Here is a 17,329-nt window from a genome sequence, read left to right as displayed (position 1 = left end):
CACCCGCAGACTTCGCCAACGCAGGCAATCACCAGGTCGGGCCGGTCGATGTGCAGATAGTGCCCCGAATCCGGCACCACCTGATGCCGCCCACCACTTTCGGTGGCCACCTGACCCTGCACCGCGAGCACCAACGGCGTGAACTCCGCGGGCCGCCCCAGCTGTGCCCTACAACCGCCGCCGGTCCGACCTCCTCCAGTACGGCGACCAAGTCGCCGACTTGGAGATCCAGCGTGAGCGGAGCCGGATCGCTCATGCCGTACCCGGCCCGGTCGTAGGCGATCACGCGATGATCGCGGACCAGGCCCTGGAACACCGCCGCGAAGCCGGCCACCGGCGACATCGCGCCGGCCTCGAGAACCACCGGCGTACCGCTGCCGCCTTCGATCCACCGGAGCTTCCGCCCGCCGCGGTCGAGTTCCTGTCTGGTGACCCCACCGCCGGCGAGCGCGTCGAACGCGCGGAGTACTCGGTCAGTCACGAGCGCGGTCAGCTCACGGCCTTCTTCACCAGGGCGATGATCTGCTTCTCGACCGCCGGAGTGAGGTCGAGGAGGGCGAACGCGACCGGCCAGAAATCGCCGTCGGTCAGGTTGGCCGGCGGGTTGAACCCGAACGTGGCGTACGGCGCCTTGAACTTGGCCGCGTCCTGGAAGTAGCAGACGATCTTCCCGTCCTTCGCCCAGCCCGGCATCCCGTACCAGGTCTTCGGCGTCAGCTCCGGCGCGATCTGCGGGATCAGCTCGTTCAGCCGCTCCGCCATCACCCGGTCCGGATCCGCCATCGACGCGATCTTCGCCGCCTGCACGTCCGCCGGGTCGTCGGTGCTCTTCAGCTCCTTCGCGTGCTCCTTCATCGCGTCCCGCTCGGCGTCGGTGAAACCGTCGTACGACGCCTTCTTCGCGGTGGTCTTCTTCGCAGCGGTCTTCGTGGCGGCGGTCTTCTTCGTGGTGGCCATCGGAGGGTCCTCTCGGTCTGTCTGCGGCTGTCTGTGTCGGTCTGCCCTGAACACCCCAAACATTAGGAGCCACACCGAGCCGCCCGCTTCTCGAAAACTGATCGATACCGCGGACACCCTGCGATGTGACGACGGTCACGTCACGAAGTGAGGGTGCTGCCCGGTCAGGGGGTCGACACCAAGGAGGCAGACATGGAATCGGTCCTGACCCGCGGCGCCGACGCCGAACGGCTCGGCGAGGCGCCGAACCAGACCTGGTTGCTCGCCGACGCCGAGCACACCGACGGGATCATGAACGTCGTCCGGACGACGCTCGGCCCCGGCGTCGACGGCCCGCCGCCGCACTTCCACAAGGAGTCGCCGGAGATGTTCTACCTGCTCGACGGCGCGCTCCGGATCCTCGCCGGCGACCAGGTGCTGACCGTCGGCAAGGGCGACTACCTGCTGGTCCCGCCGCTCATGCACCACGCCTGGGGTACGCCGATGGACACCGGCGCGGACGTGCTGATCGTGAAGGCGCCCGGCAACAACCGCTTCGAGTACTTCCGGCTCGGTGACCGGATCCGCCGCGGTGCCGCCGCACCGGCCGAGGTACTGGCGACGGCGGAGCGGTTCGACAACCACTTCGTCGACAACCCGGTCTGGCGGGCGGAACTCGCCGTACGGGTGGGGGAGCGGAAGCAGATGGTCCCGCTGCCCGAGCTCTGATGGCGGCGGGCACAATCGGGGTGGTGGACGACGTTGCCGAGTTCGAGCAGCAGCGAACCCGAATGTTCGCGGTCGCGTACCGGATGCTCGGTGAGGCGACCGAGGCGGAGGACGTGGTCCAGGACGCGTACCTGCGGTGGCGGTCCGGGCACGACCCGGTGCAGACACCGGCCGCCTGGCTGACCACGGTCGTCACCAACCTGTGCATCAACCGGCTGACGTCGGCCCGCGCCCGCCGCGAGCGGTACGTCGGCCCGTGGCTCCCGGAGCCGATTGCCACCGGCAACGACCCGCAGGACGCCGTGGAGCTGAAGGACTCGGTGTCGATGGGCTTCCTGGTGCTGCTCGAGAAGCTCACCCCGCCGGAGCGCGCGGTCTTCGTACTGCGGGAGGCGTTCGGCTACTCGCATCGGGACAGCGCCGAGGTGCTCGGTGTTGACGAGGGGAACGCGCGGCAGCTGTACCACCGCGCGCTCGCCCGGGTCGGCGAGGCGCATCGGCGGTTCGCGGCGGAGCCCATCGACGGCACCAGACTGGTGGAGCGGTTCATCGCGGCCGCCGTCGACGGGGACGTGGAGGGCCTGGAGGCGATCCTGCACGAGGACGCCGCGATCTGGGCGGACGGCGGCGGCAAGGCGATCGCGGCCCGCGAACCGATCTTCGGCCGCTCCAGCGCCGCGCAGTACCTGGCCGGCCTGGCGGCCGGCCCGCGCGCGCTGACCGCCCGGCTGTCCGTTGCCGAGGTCAACAACGCTCCGGCGATCCTCGTCCACGAGTCCGGCGAACTCACCGGCGTACTCGTCCCGGAGATCCACGACGGAGCGATCACCACGATCCGCGCCGTACTCAACCCCGACAAGCTCGCTCACCTGCGCGGTCAACTAGGTTGACGACGTGTACGACGACTTCCCGAGCGAGCTGTCCACCGAACGTCTCGAGCTGCGGTGCTGGCGGGTGTCGGACGCCGAGGCGCAGCGCGGGTTGTGGCTCGAGCGCGACCACCGCGCACTGCGCCGGATCGACGCCGACGGGCACCCGACGGTGGACGAGTTCCGCGCGCGGCAGGTCGCGAACCCACTCGGCTCCGATCCCGGGCTCGGGCTGCTGGTGATCGAGCTGCGGTCCACGGGGGAGTTCCTCGGGTACTGCGGGCTGACGGTCGGGCAGGCGACGTACGACGAGCCGGAGATCGCGTACGAGTTGGCGCGCCGGGCGCACGGGCACGGGTACGCGACCGAGGCGGGTCGCGCCGTGGTCGACGCGGCGGCGCGAACCGGGCGGAAGCGGTTGTGGGCAACCGTTCGGGAGTGGAACGCGCCGTCGTTCCGCGTCCTCGGGAAACTCGGCTTCGAGAACAGCGGCCGGGTCGACAAGGACCCAGAACGTGGCGACGCCGTCTGGATGACCCGAACCCTCACTCAGCCGTCGGTGTAGAGACAGAACGGGTGGCCGGCTGGGTCCAGGAGGACTCGGACGTCGGCCTGTGGCTGGAAGCCGGCGAGGGTGGCGCCGAGCTCGATGGCGTGTTCGACGGCTGCTTCGAGGTCGCCGACCTCGATGTCGAGATGCATCATCATCTGCTGGTGGCCTTCAGCCGCCGGCCAGACCGGACGGGCCCAGGGCGCGGACGTCTGCGGCTGGAACGTCAGATACGTCTCGGAATTGCCCGGCACGCCGAGGGTGAACTCGTTGGGCTCGTTCTTGGTGATCTCCCAGCCGAGCACCTCGTGGTAGAAGAGCCCGAGCGCCTGCGGGTCCGGCGCGTCGATCACCGTCCCGAACCAGTGCCCCTTCGTGGATCGTCCTCGTAACATCGCAGTACCTCCTTGGTGGACGACACTAGAGGGGTGAACCGACAGGATGATCTTGCGGCTGAAGGTGCTCCGGAGAAGGAGTTCAATCCGGGGATCGCTGCTCGGATGCCGCGAAAGACTGCCGCCGGCGGGGCGCTGATCCGCGATCGGGGCGGTCGGATTCTCTTTCTCGAGCCCACCTACAAACCGACCCTCGACATCCCGGGCGGCATCGTCGAGCCGAACGAGTCGCCGTACGACGCCTGTCGGCGCGAGGTCCAGGAGGAGATCGGGCTCGACCTCGCGATCGGCCGGCTGCTGGTCGTCGACTGGGTTCCCGCGCACGGCCCGTGGTCCGACTCGCTCGCGTTCGTCTTCGACGGCGGCGTCCTCGACGACGCGCCACTCACCCTCGACCCGACCGAGGTCCGCGCCCACCACTTCCTTTCCCTCGACGCCGCGGCCTCCCGCCTACGCCCCTCCATGACCCGCCGCCTGTCCCTGGCCCAGCACTCCCTCACCACCGGAATCCCGACGTACGCCGACTTCGGCCGCCCCCGATGATCCCGATGAGCCGCCGCTGACGGCAGCGAGTGCGAGCAGTTCAGGTGAGGTAGTAGCCATGTACATAGTAGCCATGTACAGTATTTTTCATGAGTGCGACTCCTGGGCATTTGGTGTGGCGGTTGTCGATGAAGTGGCGGGTGGCGGTCGATCGGGCGCTGGAGCCGCGGGGGCTGACGCACGCGCAGTACGTGATGCTGGCTTCCCTGTACGGGCTGGAGCGTGACGGGCAGGCGCCGAGTCAGCGGGAGCTGGCCGATCACACCGGTCTGGAGGCGCTGTACGTCTCCAAGCTGGCCCGCAGCCTGGACGCGGACGGCCTGATCCAGCGGACCCGCGACGCCGTCGACACCCGCACGATGCGACTGGAGCTGACCGCGAAGGGCCGCGACACGATCGAGCCCGCGATCGGGGACGTCGCCGCCCTGCTCGACAAACTGCTGGCGCCGCTCGGCGGGCCCCGCGGATCGCGGACAAAGGATTTCGTCCGCGATCTCACCGACCTTCTCAACACCCCACTGTGAGGTACTCCGCATGCCCGAGATCGACATCCTCGACTCCACGATCCACTACGAAGACACCGGTTCAGGTACGCCGATCGTCTTCCTGCACGGCAACCCCGCCTCCTCGCACGTCTGGCGGAACGTCCTGCCGTACGTCGGCGGCGGCCGGCTGCTCGCCCCCGACCTGATCGGCATGGGCCGCTCCGGCAAACCCGATCTCGACTACACCTTCGCCGACCACGCCCGTTACCTGGACGCCTGGTTCGACGCCCTCGATCTCGGTGACGTGATCCTCGTCGGTCACGACTGGGGTGGCGCTCTCGCCTTCGACTGGGCCACGCGACACCCTGAACGCGTCCGCGGCCTGGCGTTCTTCGAGACCATCGTGAAGCCGATGGCCTGGGAGGACCTCTCGCCACAGGCCGCCGACCGCTCCCGCCTGATCCGTACGCCGGGACGCGGCGAGGAGATGGTCCTGGAACAGAACCTTTTCGTCCGGCAGGCCTTCACCGGCGGCGTCCTGACTCCCGTCGCCGACGAAGACCTGCAGACGTACCTCGCGCCCTACCCGACCCCCGAGTCCCGCAAGCCGGTCCTTGCCTGGGCGCGGCAGTTGCCGCTCGGTGGCGATCCGGCCGAGCTGGTGGCGCGCATCGAGGCGTACGACGCGTGGCTCGCTGCGAGTCCCGACGTACCCAAGTTGTTGCTCACCTTCGAAGGGTCGCCGACGTTGCTGATCGGGCCGGAGCTCGAGGCGTGGTGCGCGGCCGCCTTCGCCGCGCTGGAGGTCGCGCACCTCGGCCCGGCCGGCCACCACGCGGCCGAGGACCGGCCGAAGGAGATCGCGACCGAGATCTCCGGCTGGCTCGACCGCCTCGAGCTCCGCTGATCGCCAGGCAGGATCAGGAGAACTTCAGGCGCACGATCAGGTCGTCGTGTCGGCTGTGAACAGCGCGGACCTGTGGGCCATCACAACGTGACCGCTCCCGTCGCGCTGCGCGTGACGGGAGCGGCTGAGGGGCGATGGTGATGGCGTGCAGATTCAGCCCGAGGTGGCGAGCATCGTCGGACGGTAGACTGTTGCCCCCGATTCCTCGTCGACGACGGCGACCCGGATGGACTCCGGGCTGTCGTCGTGGTGCGGTACGGCGAAGACGGCGGTCGCCTGGCGGCCGTCGTACCTGGCGCTGTAACTCACGAAACGCCAGTCCTCGTCGTCCCAGTAGTCGTGGATCCCCGAACGCAGCAGCCCGTCGACCGCGCGGTACGCCGGGCTGAGCATCACCCGTTGCTGGGTCGCGGCGAGTGGAGCGGTGCTGGACGCCGTACCGGCGTACGGGTGACTGAGACGGATCCGGAAGCGGCGGATCGGTAGCAACCAGTACTGGTCGAGCTCGGCGGACAACACGGCGAACGCCACCGCCTCGGCAACGAGCACCAGCACGCCGGCGCCCGCCGACCACCACCCGGTCGACGCGGTCGTCGCGAGTACGGCGGTTGCCAGTAGCAACACCGCACGCGCGACCGCCCGACCGCCGACGGGTTTCGCCGACGCCTTCATGCAGCCGCACGAGGCTTCGGGGACGACGACCTTCGAGTAGATCAGGAAGCCGGTGAAGCCCGCCGCGAGGACCACCGCGGCGATCGCCTCGACGGTCCACACCGGTGGCAGCAGGAGGGCCAAGGCAACCAAAGCCTCGACCCCGGCGACGGTCCGGTACGCCGTGATCGCGCGCGCCTCGCCGACCAGGCGCGGTAGCGCCGTACGCTCAGCCTGCTTCGGATCGGCGAACTTGCCGTACGACGACCAGAGCAGGAGCAGCCCGATCAGGAGCGGCTGTGCGGCCGCTATCTGTGCGCTACCCATGTCAGTTCGACGTGTAGATGGTCGCGACGTCGATCTCGTTGGTGCCCGGTCGCCAGGCGCCGATCACCTGCGCGTGCCGCCCGACCTTGAGCATCGACAGGTCGGACACCGCCGGCGTGCCGTTGTACGCCGCCGCGGTGGTACCCGGCTGGACGTGCCCGACGACCTTCTGGCCGTGGTGATCGAGCTGCATGGAGGTACGGCTGAGCGACGTGATCGCGACGGTCAGGTTGACGATGTTCACCCAGACCGCTTCCGCGGCCAGGATCCCGGTCGGGAGCAGTACGCCGCGGGCATACAGGCCGTCGCCGATCTTGGCCTGGTCGATCGTGGTCGGACGGACCTTCCAGACACTGGTCGCATTGGTCAACTGGATCCGGTGCAGCCGGCCGTCGGAGCCCTGTACCTGCAGGAGATCCTGGTTCCGGCCGGTGACCAGGCCTTCGGCGAAGTTCGGGTCCGGCTGGCCCGCTTCGAAGGACTGCGCGCTGGTGGCGAACGCGGCCTCCGGGGCGAGTGAACCCATGGCACTGGCGGCGACCAGCCCGGTCGCGCCGAGGGCGGCGCGGGTGAGGAGCGAGCGGCGATCCATGGTGGTGGTCATCTCGGTTCCCCCCTCATCCGACGTTGATGTTGGCAGGGAGCAGGCCGGCGTCGAGATTCCCGCCGATCGCGGTGAACGCGGCCGGGGTGAGGTCGACGAGCCGGTTGGTCGCGCAGGTCCCGCCGCAGCAGCCGCGCTGCCCGCAGAACAGGTCGGTCTGCGGACCGCAGTCCGCGATCGACGACGTGACCCGCTTTCCGGTGCACAAATTGGTGATGGCGTGCCGGTAACCGCAGGTCCGCCGGGACATCCCGGTGAACCCGCACGAGTCCGGACGGGTAATGGCGTAACACGCGTCGGACGTGTTCGGCCAGGCGTGCTGGAGACTTCCCGAGTTACAGGTTCCGCAGGCGCCGTGGCCCGCGCTCCCACAGGGTCCCCACGCGTTTCCGCAACAGAACCATGATGCTGCGCCGTTGAATCCGGCCATGACAAATCCTCCTAGGCCTAGGGGCGGACAAGACCTACAGAAGTTCTTTGTACTCCGATTCGGCGCTATCTCCCAGTGGTTAGCAAAGAAACGGAAACTTTTTGCCTGCGATGCGCCTCAGTCGGTCGCTTGTCCGGTGCCCAGCGTTTGGCCGCGGAGCAGGAACCAGGCGGCGACCGCGGTGGCCAGCAGGACCACAGCGCCGACCCCCGCAGCGGTCGCCACACCGGCCGCGAACGACTGCCGGGCAGCGTCGAGCAGGGCAGCCGCGGCACCCGGCGGAAGGTGTGCGGCGGCCTCGACCGCTCCGCCCAGCGACTCGTGCGCGGCCTCGGGCGTGCCCGCCGGGCTCGGGAAGTTGCGGTAGATGCCGGTGACAATCGATCCCAGCAGCGCGATCCCGAGCGCCGTACCGAGCTCGTACGCCGTCTCGGACACCGCGCCCGCGGCGCCCGCCTCCTCCTTCGGTACGGCGGCGAGGATCACGTCGGACGTAACGGTGAACGAGAACCCGGCACCGGCGCCGACCACGAGCAACGCCGTACCGAGCAAGGGGTACCCGGTCGTGTGACTGATTGTCGTCAGCGAGGCGAGCGCCAGCCCGATCGCTGCCAGGCCACCGGCCACGACAGCACGCACCGAGAAGCGCCGGGCCGCGCGGCCGGCGAGCAGACCGGCGACCACCGATCCGATCGCGGCCGGCAGCTCCGCGAGCCCGGCCTCGATCGGCCGCAAATCCCGCACGAGCTGCAGGTACTGCGAGAGGAAGAAAATCAGACCCGACAGTCCGAGAATGGTCAGCAGATCGGCCAGCACCGCACTGCTGAATCCACGGCTGCGGAACAATCGCAGATCCAGCAGCGGAATCGGCAACCGGCGCTGACGCCGGACAAATCCGTACAACGCGAGCAGGCCGATCAGCGCGGAACCGACCGGGGTCCAGGCAAATCCGTGCGCCGCGAATTCCTTGATCGCATAGACGACGCCGATCATTCCGGCCATCGACAGCACGACACTGATCAGGTCCCACGGTCCCGGCTCGGGATTCCGCGATTCGGGCAGCAGGTTGGCGCCGATGACGACCAGGACAGCCATCACCGGCAGATTGATGAGGAACACCGAACCCCACCAGAAATGCTCCAGCAGGACCCCGCCGACGATCGGTCCGACGGCCATCCCCGCCGAGGCGGCGGCGCCCCAGATGCCGATCGCGAAACTGCGCTCGCGAGCGTCGATGAACAGGTTGCGGATCAGGGCGAGCGTGGCGGGCATCAGCGTCGCGCCCGCGACACCGAGCAGGGCGCGAGCGACGATCATCAGCTCCGCCGAGCCGGCGTACGCGTTCAGCACGGACAGGGCGCCGAACGCCGTCGCGCCGATCAGCAGGATGCGCTTGCGGCCGATCCGGTCGCCGAGGCTGCCCATCGAGACGAGCAGTCCGGCGAGCACGAACGAGTACGCGTCGCCGATCCACAGCAGTTGGGTGCCCGACGGTTGCAGATCCTCGGTCAGGAACGGCGTCGCCAGGCCGAGCACGGTCGCGTCCACGGCGACCAGGAGCACGGCGAGCACGAGCACCGAGAGCGCCATCCAGCGCCCTGAGCGCGACAGCGTGTCGGCTCCAGAGGAAAGCTTGGGTGAGAGTTGTTGCGTCATTCGTTTCTCCGGACAGCGCCGCCGAGCAGCAGCTCGGCGATATTCGGTGTGAAGTCGTTGCGGGCGACCCGGCCCTCGACGACCGCCCAGGCGCCGGAGACCAGCAGGCCGTACAGCGCCTCGGTGAGCCAGACCGGGCTGAGGTCGATCCGGAACTCGCCGGTTTCCTGGCCGCGGCGGAACAGTGCGACGAGGCGGGCGTCGATCCGGGCCCAGCCCTCGTTCTGCTCGTCGCCCTCGAAGAGCTGGTTCTCGGAGTACAGGAACGCGAGCAGTCCGGCGGCGGGCTCGAGCGCGCGCACCAGGCGCCGTACGGCGTCGGTGACCGGTCCGTCGTCGATCGCGGCCTGGGTCAGCGCGTCCTCACACTCGGTGATCGCGAGCCCTTCGAGCGCGCGCACCAGCGCGTCCCGCCCGGCGAACTGCCGGTTCAGCGTGGCGCGGCTGATGCCGGCGGACCGTGCGACCTCGTCCATGGTCGCGGTCGCCTTGCGCATCAGCAGGCTCGCGGCGGAGCGCAGTACCTGATCTCGATCAACAGCCATGAGTCAACTATACCTCACTTGAGACACTCATGTCTCATGATCTTCGCGACAGCTACGGCCTGCGGATGGACGTGGACTGGGGCGCAGAGGTGGCCGACCAACTCGACACGCACTGGCGGGAGCGCCTCCGTCCGCGGTTGGAGGGGCTGACCGACGACGAGTACTTCTGGCAGCCGGTGCCCGGGTGCTGGACGCTCAGTCGGTGCGGCGAGAGTGCGGCGCCGATCTCCTTCGGGTCGGGCGACTTCACGATGGATTACGCCGAACCGCCGCACGACCCGGAGCCGGTGACGACGATCGCCTGGCGGATGGCTCATCTGACCGGCGGGCTGGCTGCGTTGAACGGGCGGTACTTCGGGGGTGAGGAGACGATCATCGACAACTACCGGTATGCCGGGACCGCGGGGGAGGCGCTGCAGCAGTTCGACACCGAGTACGCCGCCTTCGTCGACGGCGTCCGCCGGCTCGGTACGGCGGGACTCGGCGAACCGCAGGGGTATCCGCCCGCGTTCGCCGACGCGCCGATGGCGAAGAAGATCCTGTACTGCAACGTCGAGATCGTTCATCATGGCGCGGAAATCTGCCTGCTCCGCGACCTTTATCTCCACAACCGTCTGCGCGCGACTGCGGGCTAGCCGTGAAGGCAGTATGCGGTATACGATCTGGAGAACGCTCCGGGATGTGACCTGCTGAACGGTGGTATCGATCGGCACCGGATACACTTGGCGCGTTTGAGGAGGGGAGTATTCCTCTCGGACCCCGCCCCAGCGGCGCGGGTCCGACACGGCAGTGTCGTCATCACGGGAGGCCTGGACGGCCGAACCGGTGCTGCCGGCCCAATCCGGTCGAAAGACCGATCGGGTGGGAGAGACCTCCGGACCACGCTAGCGGTACGCCGACGTCCGGAGGTTCGTCATGGTCTCAGTCATGCCACCCGTTGTCTGGGTGCTGACGATCGTCGGGTTGCTCGCGATCGTGGCGTTCGACCTGGTCGTCATCGCACGCCGGAACCACACCGTGACGATCAAGGACGCGACCCGCTGGGTGCTGTTCTACGTCGGCCTGGCCGGGCTGTTCGCGCTCGGGCTGTTCCTGTTCAGCCCGGGACAGTCGGGCAGCGAGTTCGTCGCCGGCTACATCACGGAGTACAGCCTGAGCGTCGACAACCTCTTCGTGTTCGTGATCATCATGGCGCGGTTCGCGGTGCCGAGCCTGGCCCAGGACAAGGTGCTGTACATCGGCATCGTGGTCTCGATGCTGCTCCGGGCGATCTTCATCCTGGCCGGCGCGGCGGCGATCTCGGCGGCGAGCTGGGTGTTCTACATCTTCGGCGCGTTTCTCGTGTACACCGCGATCCGGCTGGCGCTGGAGGGCGACAACGACGAGGCCGACTTCCAGGAGAACGCCGTACTGCGCGGGCTCCGCAAGCTGCTGCCGCTCTCGCACGACTACGACGGCGCCAACCTGACGACGCGCGGGGACAACGGGAAACGGATGCTGACCCCGCTGGTGATCGTGATCTCCGCGATCGGGATGGCGAACGTGATCTTCGCCCTCGACTCGATCCCGGCGATCTTCGGGCTCACCCAGGACGCCTACATCGTGCTGACCGCGAACGCGTTCGCGCTGATGGGCCTGCGTCAGCTGTACTTCCTGATCGGCGGTCTGCTGGAGCGGATCGTCTACCTGAACGTCGGCCTGTCGGTGATCCTCGCCTTCATCGGCGTGAAGCTGATCATCGAGGCACTGCACGGCTCGCACATCGACGACATCGGCGCGATCCACCTGCCGCACATCGGGATCCTGACCTCGCTCGGATTCATCATCGGCACGCTGTTCGTCACCACGGTCGCGAGCCTGATCAAGTCGTCGTACGACAACCGCCGCGCCGAGGTCCGGGTCGAGGTCGACGACTGACCCGGACCTGCACCACTCACCAACCCCGCCGATCCGCCGCGGCTGAGGCTGCGCCTAGTCGGTCGAGTCGACGCCGGACGCGGTTGGTGAGTGCTGGCGGTCCGCCCTCGCCGCGCGCGCGGACGTGAGGCGCAGGAACAGCGCGGGGATCGGGGTCAGGATCAGGCCGGACGCGAGCAGCGCGCCGCGCAGCGACGTACGGCCGAGTGCGCCCAGAGGCAGGCCGCCGGCGACCTGACCGATCGCGTTCGCCTGGGACACCATCGAGATCACCGTCGCCCGCGAGCGGGAGTCGACGTGGCGGTTCAGCCAGGCGGACTGGATCGGGTGTGTGAGCGTGTCGCCGATGGTCCGCAGCCACATCGCCGCCAGGGCGAGCCAGAGGTTGCCGACGAGCGCGAACGTGATCACCCCGACCACCTGCACGAGCGCGAGCGCGGCGAGGATCCCGGTCGGATGGGTCGCCTGCAGCCGCTCGGGGGAGAACCGGTTGAGCACGACCGACGTGGCGAGCGAGAGGATCGTGCCTGCCAGCGCCAGGACGGTGAACCAGAACGCCGGGTCCGACGTGCCGAACACGGTCGGGAACGAGAAGGTCAGGATCTTCACCGACCACAGCCGGTCGAATGCCTCGCTCGACAGGCCGGCGATCAGGCTGATGATCACCAGGCTACGGACCACCGGTCGCCGCCGGGCCGCGTCGAGACCGCTCCGGAACGTCTCGGCGAGGTGCCGGAACGTCTCGCGCTCCTCGCGCGGTGTCCGGTGGAAGTTCTGCTCGCGCATGAACACCGCGAGCAGCAGTCCGAGCACGATCATGCCGGCGCCCGACAGCACCATCGGCAGCGGCAGGCTGATCAGGCCGAGAGCGCCGGCCGTGACCGTTCCGGCGATCGTCCCGCCGAGCTCGAACTGCTGCGCCCGGACGAAGACGGGGCCGGCCCGTTCGGTGCCGATCTCGTCGGTGATCCAGGCCTGGTCGGCGCCGGAGGTGAACGTGAATCCGACACCCCACAGCACCTGGGCGGCGAGGATCGCGGCGAACGCCGGCGCCAGCCCCTGGAGCAGGAGCCCGGCACCGATCAGCACGAAGCCGATCACGATGGACAGCCGGCGGCTGTACAGGTCGGCGACGATCCCCGTCGGGATCTCGAACACGAAGCAGGCGAGCTCGAGCGTGGTCCCGACCAGGACCATCTGGAGCGGGTTCAGGCCGGCGTCGCGGACGTAGTACACCGCGCTGAGCGTGAAGGACAGGGCGAAGAGGTACGACCAGGCCGCGTTGTAGACGTAGTACGTCCGGACGGGCTCGGCGGACCGGAAGGCAGGCATCGTGGGGTGCTCCCGAAAGGGTGTGCGGGCATGACGAAGCGTGACCAGGTGTACGAGCGCGGTCAAACGCTTGACGTGGCGCACGGGCCGGTGCACGGCGGTGCCGGTGCCGCGGGGTGCGCATTCAGGAGCGAGTTCGCATGGCGCTCAGACTAGGTGAGACCCCGGCGCGTCCGCCCCCGAATTACACCCCTGTCCTTGCTGATCAGGGGTAGTATCGAGAATGCCTGGCCCGGCCGTTCCCCCGTGATGGTCGGGTCAGGTTCTTCTCTGACCCACACCGCCTCCGGTCCGCGCGATCTGCGACGCCGACCGTTCGAGACGCGGGTGCTGGAGCATCTGACGGGGCCTGGGTGGGTGCCGGCGAAGGTTGCCGGGCCGGTGTCGTACGGCGGGCGTTCGGGGGCCGTCACGTGATTCGCCCGGCCGGGTTCAGGTCTTGACATGAGGCGTTGTGGGCGGGTTGACTGCCATATAGTTAACGGCAGAAATAAATTGTGGATCGGTCCGGTGCCGGTGGCTCAGAGCGACTCCGGGCTTGGTCGAGGTATGCCCGGATCCGGTGGTTCGCCATCGGATCATTCGGCGTTCGCAGAGCCTTTAGTTGCTCTTGGCAACTCCGGAAAACCCTTGTCTGCAAGGGATCTGGGCGTCTCGGTCACCGTCCGGTATCGACCGGCCCGGTAACTCTTCCGCTGTCCTGGGATCTGTGTCATTCTCCGGGATAGCGAAACCCGAGATCCTATCGGATATCGGTTCCACTCCAGCGCGTGAGGGAAAGGATGCGGAGTGAGCGCAACCTTCGAGGTGAAACAAGCGCCGTCGGCACCGGCGCCGCGGGCGGCGGACAAGGCCGTCCGGAAACCACCGCGAACGAGTCGCCGGACCCAGGCCCGGCGCAGTCTGCGACGGCACTGGCAGCTCTACCTGCTGGTCGTCGTGCCGCTCGCGTACTTCGTGATCTTCAAGTACATCCCGATCGCGAACGCGGTGATCGCGTTCAAGAACTACAGCCCGGTCAAGGGCCCGTGGGGCAGTGAGTGGGTCGGGTTCCGCAACTTCGAGCTGTTCTTCGCCAACCCGGTGTTCTGGACCCTGGTGAAGAACACCTTCCTGTTGTCGGTCTACACCGTGCTGGCGAGCTTCCCGATCCCGATCATCCTGGCGATCGCGCTGAACGAGATCCGGAACGGGCGGTTCAAGAAGATCGTCCAGCTGGTGACGTACGCGCCGTACTTCATCTCCACCGTGGTCGTGGTGTCGATGACGATCCTGGTGCTGTCGCCGCGGCTCGGGTTCGTCAACGACGCGATCGGGCTGTTCGGCGTACCGCAGATCGACTTTCTCGGCCGGCCGGACTACTTCCGGCACATCTACGTCTGGTCCGACGTCTGGCAGACCACCGGGTACTCCGCGGTGATCTATCTCGCCGCGCTGGCCGGGATCGACCCGGCGCTGCACGAGTCGGCGCGGATCGACGGCGCCAGCCGGCTGCAGCGGATCCGGCACGTCGACCTGCCCGGCATCATGCCGACCGCGGTGATCATCTTGGTGCTCGGCGTCGGCAACATCATGTCGATCGGGTTCGAGAAGGCGTTCCTGCTGCAGAACCCGCTGAACACCGCGCAGTCCGAGATCATCGCCACCTACGTCTACAAGACCGGTCTGCTGAACGCCGACTTCAGCATGGCGACCGCTATCGGGCTCTTCAACTCGGTGATCAACCTCTTCCTGCTGCTGGGCGTGAACTTCGCCGCCAAGCGCATCACCGGAAACGGACTCTGGTCATGAGCATCACGTTGCAAGGATTCCGGCGTACGTCGGCGCGCCGGCACGAGTCGCAGCGCACGACGATCGAGGAGACGCGGGCCGACAAGATCTTCCTCGTCGGCGTGAAGATCATGCTCTGGCTGGCGCTGATCGTGGTCGCCGTCCCACTGATCTACATCGTCGCGAACTCGTTCAGCAGCCCGTCCGCGGTGAGCGCCGGACGGGTGCTGCTCTGGCCGATCGAGCCGAGTGTCCGCGCGTACAAAGAGGCCTTCAGCGATCCGCTGATCATGAAGGGCTACCTGAACTCGTTCATCTACGCGATCGGCGGGACCCTGATCAGCGTCACGCTGACGATCGCGATCGCGTACCCGTTGTCGCGCCGGACGTTCTTCGGCCGGAACGTGATCATGAGCGTCCTGATCTTCACGATGCTGTTCTCCGGCGGCCTGATCCCGACCTACCTGGTGGTCCAGGACCTGGGGATGCTGAACACCCGCTGGGCGATGGTGATCCCGAGCGCGATCGGGGTCTGGCAGGTGATCATCGCGCGGACGTTCTTCCGCTCGACGATCCCGGACGAGCTCTACGAGGCCGCGACCATCGACGGTGCGAGCGACCTGCGGTTCCTGTGGTCGATCGTGCTGCCGTTGTCCAAGCCGGTGATCGCGGTGATCGCGCTGATGTACGCGATCTTCCAGTGGAACAGCTACTTCGACGCCCTCATCTACCTCAAGGACCCGGGTCTGTACCCGCTGCAGATCGTGCTGCGGAACGTGCTGATCCTGAACACCCTCACCGGGTCCACCACCACGACGAGCCTGGCGCAGCAGCTCGAACAGCAACAGCTGGCCAACGTCCTCAAGTACGCGCTGATCGTGATCTCGAGCCTGCCCGTACTGGTCATCTACCCGTTCGTCGCCCGCCACTTCACCAAGGGCGTGATGGTCGGCGCGGTCAAGGGCTGAACTCGGCCCACTTCAGAGAGGAACACAGCAATGCGCTCATCCGTGAGCAAGGTCGTCGCGCTGGCGGCCGCCGGTGCGCTCGCCCTGGCGGCGTGCAGCTCGGACAAATCGTCCAAGGGAGCGGCGAACGAGACCTCGGCCGACGGCAAGGTCGTCATCGACACCTTCACGCCGTCCGACCAGAGCACGAACATGGACACCAACCAGGTGACCAAGATCATCAGCGACAAGTTCAAGATCCAGTTCCGCTGGCAGACCACGACGTACGACGCGGGTCCGGCCAAGGAGAAGCGGCAGATCTCGCTGGCCAGTGGCGACTATCCGGACCTGTTCTTCCTGATCCCGTGGGTGGACGCGTTCACCCAGGCGGAGGTGCTGAAACTCGGTCAGCAGGGCGTCGCGGTGCCGCTCGAGGACCTGATCAAGGAGAACGCGCCGAACATCCAGAAGGCGCTGGACTCCAACAAGGAGTACAAGGAGATGTCGACCGCGCCCGACGGTCACATCTACGCGCTGCCGCAGTGGGCGGACTGCTTCCACTGCACCTACCCGGACAAGCTGTGGATCAACAGCACCTGGCTGAAGAAGCTTGGCCTGCAGGTGCCGAAGACCACCGACGACCTGCGCAAGGTGCTCGAGGCGTTCAAGACCAAGGACCCGAACGGGAACGGCAAGGCCGACGAGATCCCGATGACCACCGACGTCCAGGACAGCAGCCTGATCGCGTACCTGATGAACGCGTTCGCCTATGACCCGGTCGGTGCGAACAACGGCGTCCGGTCGCTGATCACGCTGAACGGCGACAAGGTCGTCACGCCGGTCACCTCGGAGGCGTGGAAGGAAGGCCTGAAGTACATCCACGGCCTGTACAAGGACGGGCTGATCGACCAGGCGGCGTTCACCCAGAACGCGCAGGCGTTGCAGGCCCAGGGCAACAACCCGAAGGCCGTCGTACTGGGCTCGGTGCCGGTGCTGTGGCCGGGCATCTTCGTCCAGCTGGACTCGAAGGACGGCCGGGACAAGCAGTACGACTCGGTGCCGCCGCTGACCGGTCCGGAGGGCAAGAGCTACACCGGGTACAACCACCCGACCTCGACCGGGTACACGTTCATGCTGACCAACAAGGCCAGCAAGGAGGCCCAGGTCGCGGCGATCAAGATGCTGGACTGGATCTTCAGCGACGAGGGCCAGATGATCACCAACATGGGCCCGGAGAACGTCGGCTGGACCAAGCCCGCGTCCGGTGACATCGCGCTGGACGCGAACACCAAGCCGCTGTACAAGCCGAAGCAGGACGCGCCGAAGAACATCAGCTGGGGCGCTCTCGGTCAGTACAACAACACGCTGGCGTACCGGAACGCGCAGGTCGTGCCGAAGGACATCTACACCGGCGCCGGCCTGGAGCGGCGGCTGTTCGAGGCCACCAAGCAGTACGAGGGCCACGAGGACAAGGCGCAGTGGTTCCCGCAGACCTCGGTCTGGCCGGACCCGGCCCTGAGCGGTGAGCTCGCCACGCTGCAGACCAACCTGAGCACCTACGTGAACCAGAACCAGTTGGCGTTCATCACCGGGTCGAAGAACATCGACACCGAGTGGGACGCGTACGTGAAGGGTCTGGAGAGCACGGGTATGCCGCGGTACCTGGAGATCAACCAGCAGGCCTACGACAAGTACAAGAGCGGGAGCAAGTAACTCTCCATGTCTGTACCGATGCC

20 protein-coding genes are annotated in these 17,329 nt (G+C 67.5%); 11 read left to right on the top strand and 9 right to left on the bottom strand.

Going from position 1 to position 17,329, the window contains the following annotated elements:
• Positions 1 to 28: 28 nt before the first annotated feature.
• Positions 29 to 481: an alpha/beta fold hydrolase gene (locus ACFYRH_RS37625; RefSeq protein WP_387785046.1), complete on the bottom strand. Its 453-nt coding sequence runs from the start codon at positions 479 to 481 to the stop codon at positions 29 to 31.
• An 8-nt stretch (positions 482 to 489) separates the two neighbouring features.
• Entirely contained in the window at positions 490 to 957 is a 468-nt protein-coding gene (locus tag ACFYRH_RS37620; protein WP_387785044.1) for an iron chaperone, read from the bottom strand.
• A gap of 192 nt (positions 958 to 1,149) precedes the next feature.
• Between ACFYRH_RS37620 and ACFYRH_RS37615 the strand changes: the two genes are divergently transcribed.
• From ACFYRH_RS37615 to ACFYRH_RS37605, 3 genes are read left to right on the top strand one after another with little or no spacing between them, the layout of a single operon-like run.
• On the top strand, positions 1,150 to 1,665 hold the full coding sequence (locus ACFYRH_RS37615) for a cupin domain-containing protein (protein WP_387785042.1): 516 nt from the start codon (positions 1,150 to 1,152) through the stop codon (positions 1,663 to 1,665).
• A 23-nt stretch (positions 1,666 to 1,688) separates the two neighbouring features.
• Positions 1,689 to 2,555, top strand: a complete 867-nt coding sequence (gene sigJ / locus ACFYRH_RS37610; protein WP_387785041.1) for an RNA polymerase sigma factor SigJ — start codon at positions 1,689 to 1,691, stop codon at positions 2,553 to 2,555.
• A gap of 4 nt (positions 2,556 to 2,559) precedes the next feature.
• The gene (locus ACFYRH_RS37605) at positions 2,560 to 3,099 is read left to right on the top strand and encodes a GNAT family N-acetyltransferase (RefSeq protein WP_387785039.1); all 540 of its coding nucleotides are present in this window, start codon (positions 2,560 to 2,562) and stop codon (positions 3,097 to 3,099) included.
• Here the strand turns inward: ACFYRH_RS37605 and ACFYRH_RS37600 are convergent.
• Positions 3,084 to 3,479, bottom strand: a complete 396-nt coding sequence (locus tag ACFYRH_RS37600; RefSeq protein WP_387785037.1) for a VOC family protein — start codon at positions 3,477 to 3,479, stop codon at positions 3,084 to 3,086. The genes ACFYRH_RS37605 and ACFYRH_RS37600 overlap by 16 nt on opposite strands.
• A 105-nt stretch (positions 3,480 to 3,584) precedes the next feature.
• Between ACFYRH_RS37600 and ACFYRH_RS37595 the strand changes: the two genes are divergently transcribed.
• The 3 genes from ACFYRH_RS37595 (at position 3,585) to ACFYRH_RS37585 (ending at position 5,414) form a co-directional block, all read left to right on the top strand.
• Positions 3,585 to 4,022 (top strand): NUDIX domain-containing protein, encoded by a 438-nt coding sequence (locus tag ACFYRH_RS37595; protein ID WP_387785035.1) that lies wholly within the window; start codon positions 3,585 to 3,587, stop codon positions 4,020 to 4,022.
• An 89-nt stretch (positions 4,023 to 4,111) separates the two neighbouring features.
• Positions 4,112 to 4,546 carry a MarR family winged helix-turn-helix transcriptional regulator gene (locus ACFYRH_RS37590; RefSeq protein ID WP_387785034.1) on the top strand — a complete coding sequence of 145 codons (435 nt, stop codon included), beginning with the start codon at positions 4,112 to 4,114 and terminating at the stop codon, positions 4,544 to 4,546.
• A 10-nt stretch (positions 4,547 to 4,556) separates the two neighbouring features.
• Positions 4,557 to 5,414, top strand: a complete 858-nt coding sequence (locus ACFYRH_RS37585; protein ID WP_387785033.1) for a haloalkane dehalogenase — start codon at positions 4,557 to 4,559, stop codon at positions 5,412 to 5,414.
• A 153-nt stretch (positions 5,415 to 5,567) separates the two neighbouring features.
• Here the strand turns inward: ACFYRH_RS37585 and ACFYRH_RS37580 are convergent, their stop codons facing one another.
• The 5 genes from ACFYRH_RS37580 to ACFYRH_RS37560 all read right to left on the bottom strand — a co-directional run bounded on the left by ACFYRH_RS37580 (position 5,568) and on the right by ACFYRH_RS37560 (position 9,627).
• Positions 5,568 to 6,392 carry a MauE/DoxX family redox-associated membrane protein gene (locus tag ACFYRH_RS37580; protein ID WP_387785031.1) on the bottom strand — a complete coding sequence of 275 codons (825 nt, stop codon included), beginning with the start codon at positions 6,390 to 6,392 and terminating at the stop codon, positions 5,568 to 5,570.
• A gap of 1 nt (position 6,393) precedes the next feature.
• The gene (locus ACFYRH_RS37575; RefSeq protein ID WP_387785030.1) at positions 6,394 to 6,996 is read right to left on the bottom strand and encodes a cell wall protein; all 603 of its coding nucleotides are present in this window, start codon (positions 6,994 to 6,996) and stop codon (positions 6,394 to 6,396) included.
• A gap of 13 nt (positions 6,997 to 7,009) precedes the next feature.
• Positions 7,010 to 7,246, bottom strand: a complete 237-nt coding sequence (locus ACFYRH_RS37570; RefSeq protein WP_387785029.1) for a hypothetical protein — start codon at positions 7,244 to 7,246, stop codon at positions 7,010 to 7,012.
• Between the two features lie 297 nt (positions 7,247 to 7,543).
• Complete coding sequence (locus ACFYRH_RS37565; protein ID WP_387785027.1) at positions 7,544 to 9,082, bottom strand: MFS transporter; 1,539 nt, start codon at positions 9,080 to 9,082, stop codon at positions 7,544 to 7,546.
• Positions 9,079 to 9,627, bottom strand: a complete 549-nt coding sequence (locus tag ACFYRH_RS37560) for a TetR/AcrR family transcriptional regulator (RefSeq protein WP_387785025.1) — start codon at positions 9,625 to 9,627, stop codon at positions 9,079 to 9,081. Before ACFYRH_RS37560 ends, ACFYRH_RS37565 begins: the two co-directional genes overlap by 4 nt.
• Positions 9,628 to 9,656: 29 nt before the next feature.
• Here ACFYRH_RS37560 and ACFYRH_RS37555 point away from each other — a divergent pair, with 29 nt between their 5' ends.
• Both ACFYRH_RS37555 and ACFYRH_RS37550 read left to right on the top strand, forming a co-directional pair.
• On the top strand, positions 9,657 to 10,262 hold the full coding sequence (locus tag ACFYRH_RS37555; RefSeq protein ID WP_387785024.1) for a DinB family protein: 606 nt from the start codon (positions 9,657 to 9,659) through the stop codon (positions 10,260 to 10,262).
• 292 nt (positions 10,263 to 10,554) lie between these two features.
• On the top strand, positions 10,555 to 11,544 hold the full coding sequence (locus tag ACFYRH_RS37550) for a TerC/Alx family metal homeostasis membrane protein (RefSeq protein WP_387785023.1): 990 nt from the start codon (positions 10,555 to 10,557) through the stop codon (positions 11,542 to 11,544).
• 54 nt (positions 11,545 to 11,598) lie between these two features.
• Here the strand turns inward: ACFYRH_RS37550 and ACFYRH_RS37545 are convergent, their stop codons facing one another.
• Positions 11,599 to 12,876, bottom strand: a complete 1,278-nt coding sequence (locus tag ACFYRH_RS37545) for an MFS transporter (protein ID WP_387785022.1) — start codon at positions 12,874 to 12,876, stop codon at positions 11,599 to 11,601.
• 789 nt (positions 12,877 to 13,665) lie between these two features.
• On the opposite strand from ACFYRH_RS37545, the gene ACFYRH_RS37540 reads away from it, so the two are divergent.
• Genes ACFYRH_RS37540 through ACFYRH_RS37530 form a run of 3 tightly spaced genes read left to right on the top strand, consistent with a single transcriptional unit; the run spans position 13,666 to position 17,306 of the window.
• The gene (locus tag ACFYRH_RS37540) at positions 13,666 to 14,667 is read left to right on the top strand and encodes an ABC transporter permease (RefSeq protein ID WP_387785021.1); all 1,002 of its coding nucleotides are present in this window, start codon (positions 13,666 to 13,668) and stop codon (positions 14,665 to 14,667) included.
• Complete coding sequence (locus tag ACFYRH_RS37535; protein ID WP_387785020.1) at positions 14,664 to 15,614, top strand: carbohydrate ABC transporter permease; 951 nt, start codon at positions 14,664 to 14,666, stop codon at positions 15,612 to 15,614. The genes ACFYRH_RS37540 and ACFYRH_RS37535 overlap by 4 nt, the downstream gene beginning before the upstream one ends.
• Positions 15,615 to 15,644: 30 nt before the next feature.
• Positions 15,645 to 17,306: an ABC transporter substrate-binding protein gene (locus ACFYRH_RS37530; RefSeq protein WP_387785019.1), complete on the top strand. Its 1,662-nt coding sequence runs from the start codon at positions 15,645 to 15,647 to the stop codon at positions 17,304 to 17,306.
• The last annotated feature ends 23 nt before the right edge of the window (positions 17,307 to 17,329 follow it).

The sequence above is a fragment of the Kribbella sp. NPDC004875 genome (genome assembly GCF_042873375.1).
Taxonomy (GTDB): domain Bacteria; phylum Actinomycetota; class Actinomycetes; order Propionibacteriales; family Kribbellaceae; genus Kribbella.
Note: the sequence above shows the minus strand (reverse complement) of the source record. Positions and strands in the feature narration are given on the sequence as shown.

Coding starts and splice junctions, on each gene's coding strand:
- ACFYRH_RS37620 (WP_387785044.1), bottom strand. CDS start 957: ATGGCCACCACGAAGAAGACCGCCGCCACGAAGACCGCTGCGAAGAAG.
- ACFYRH_RS37615 (WP_387785042.1), top strand. CDS start 1,150: ATGGAATCGGTCCTGACCCGCGGCGCCGACGCCGAACGGCTCGGCGAG.
- ACFYRH_RS37600 (WP_387785037.1), bottom strand. CDS start 3,479: ATGTTACGAGGACGATCCACGAAGGGGCACTGGTTCGGGACGGTGATC.
- ACFYRH_RS37595 (WP_387785035.1), top strand. CDS start 3,585: ATGCCGCGAAAGACTGCCGCCGGCGGGGCGCTGATCCGCGATCGGGGC.
- ACFYRH_RS37590 (WP_387785034.1), top strand. CDS start 4,112: ATGAGTGCGACTCCTGGGCATTTGGTGTGGCGGTTGTCGATGAAGTGG.
- ACFYRH_RS37585 (WP_387785033.1), top strand. CDS start 4,557: ATGCCCGAGATCGACATCCTCGACTCCACGATCCACTACGAAGACACC.
- ACFYRH_RS37580 (WP_387785031.1), bottom strand. CDS start 6,392: ATGGGTAGCGCACAGATAGCGGCCGCACAGCCGCTCCTGATCGGGCTG.
- ACFYRH_RS37575 (WP_387785030.1), bottom strand. CDS start 6,996: ATGACCACCACCATGGATCGCCGCTCGCTCCTCACCCGCGCCGCCCTC.
- ACFYRH_RS37570 (WP_387785029.1), bottom strand. CDS start 7,246: ATGTCCCGGCGGACCTGCGGTTACCGGCACGCCATCACCAATTTGTGC.
- ACFYRH_RS37565 (WP_387785027.1), bottom strand. CDS start 9,082: ATGACGCAACAACTCTCACCCAAGCTTTCCTCTGGAGCCGACACGCTG.
- ACFYRH_RS37560 (WP_387785025.1), bottom strand. CDS start 9,627: ATGGCTGTTGATCGAGATCAGGTACTGCGCTCCGCCGCGAGCCTGCTG.
- ACFYRH_RS37555 (WP_387785024.1), top strand. CDS start 9,657: ATGTCTCATGATCTTCGCGACAGCTACGGCCTGCGGATGGACGTGGAC.
- ACFYRH_RS37550 (WP_387785023.1), top strand. CDS start 10,555: ATGCCACCCGTTGTCTGGGTGCTGACGATCGTCGGGTTGCTCGCGATC.
- ACFYRH_RS37545 (WP_387785022.1), bottom strand. CDS start 12,876: ATGCCTGCCTTCCGGTCCGCCGAGCCCGTCCGGACGTACTACGTCTAC.
- ACFYRH_RS37535 (WP_387785020.1), top strand. CDS start 14,664: ATGAGCATCACGTTGCAAGGATTCCGGCGTACGTCGGCGCGCCGGCAC.
- ACFYRH_RS37530 (WP_387785019.1), top strand. CDS start 15,645: ATGCGCTCATCCGTGAGCAAGGTCGTCGCGCTGGCGGCCGCCGGTGCG.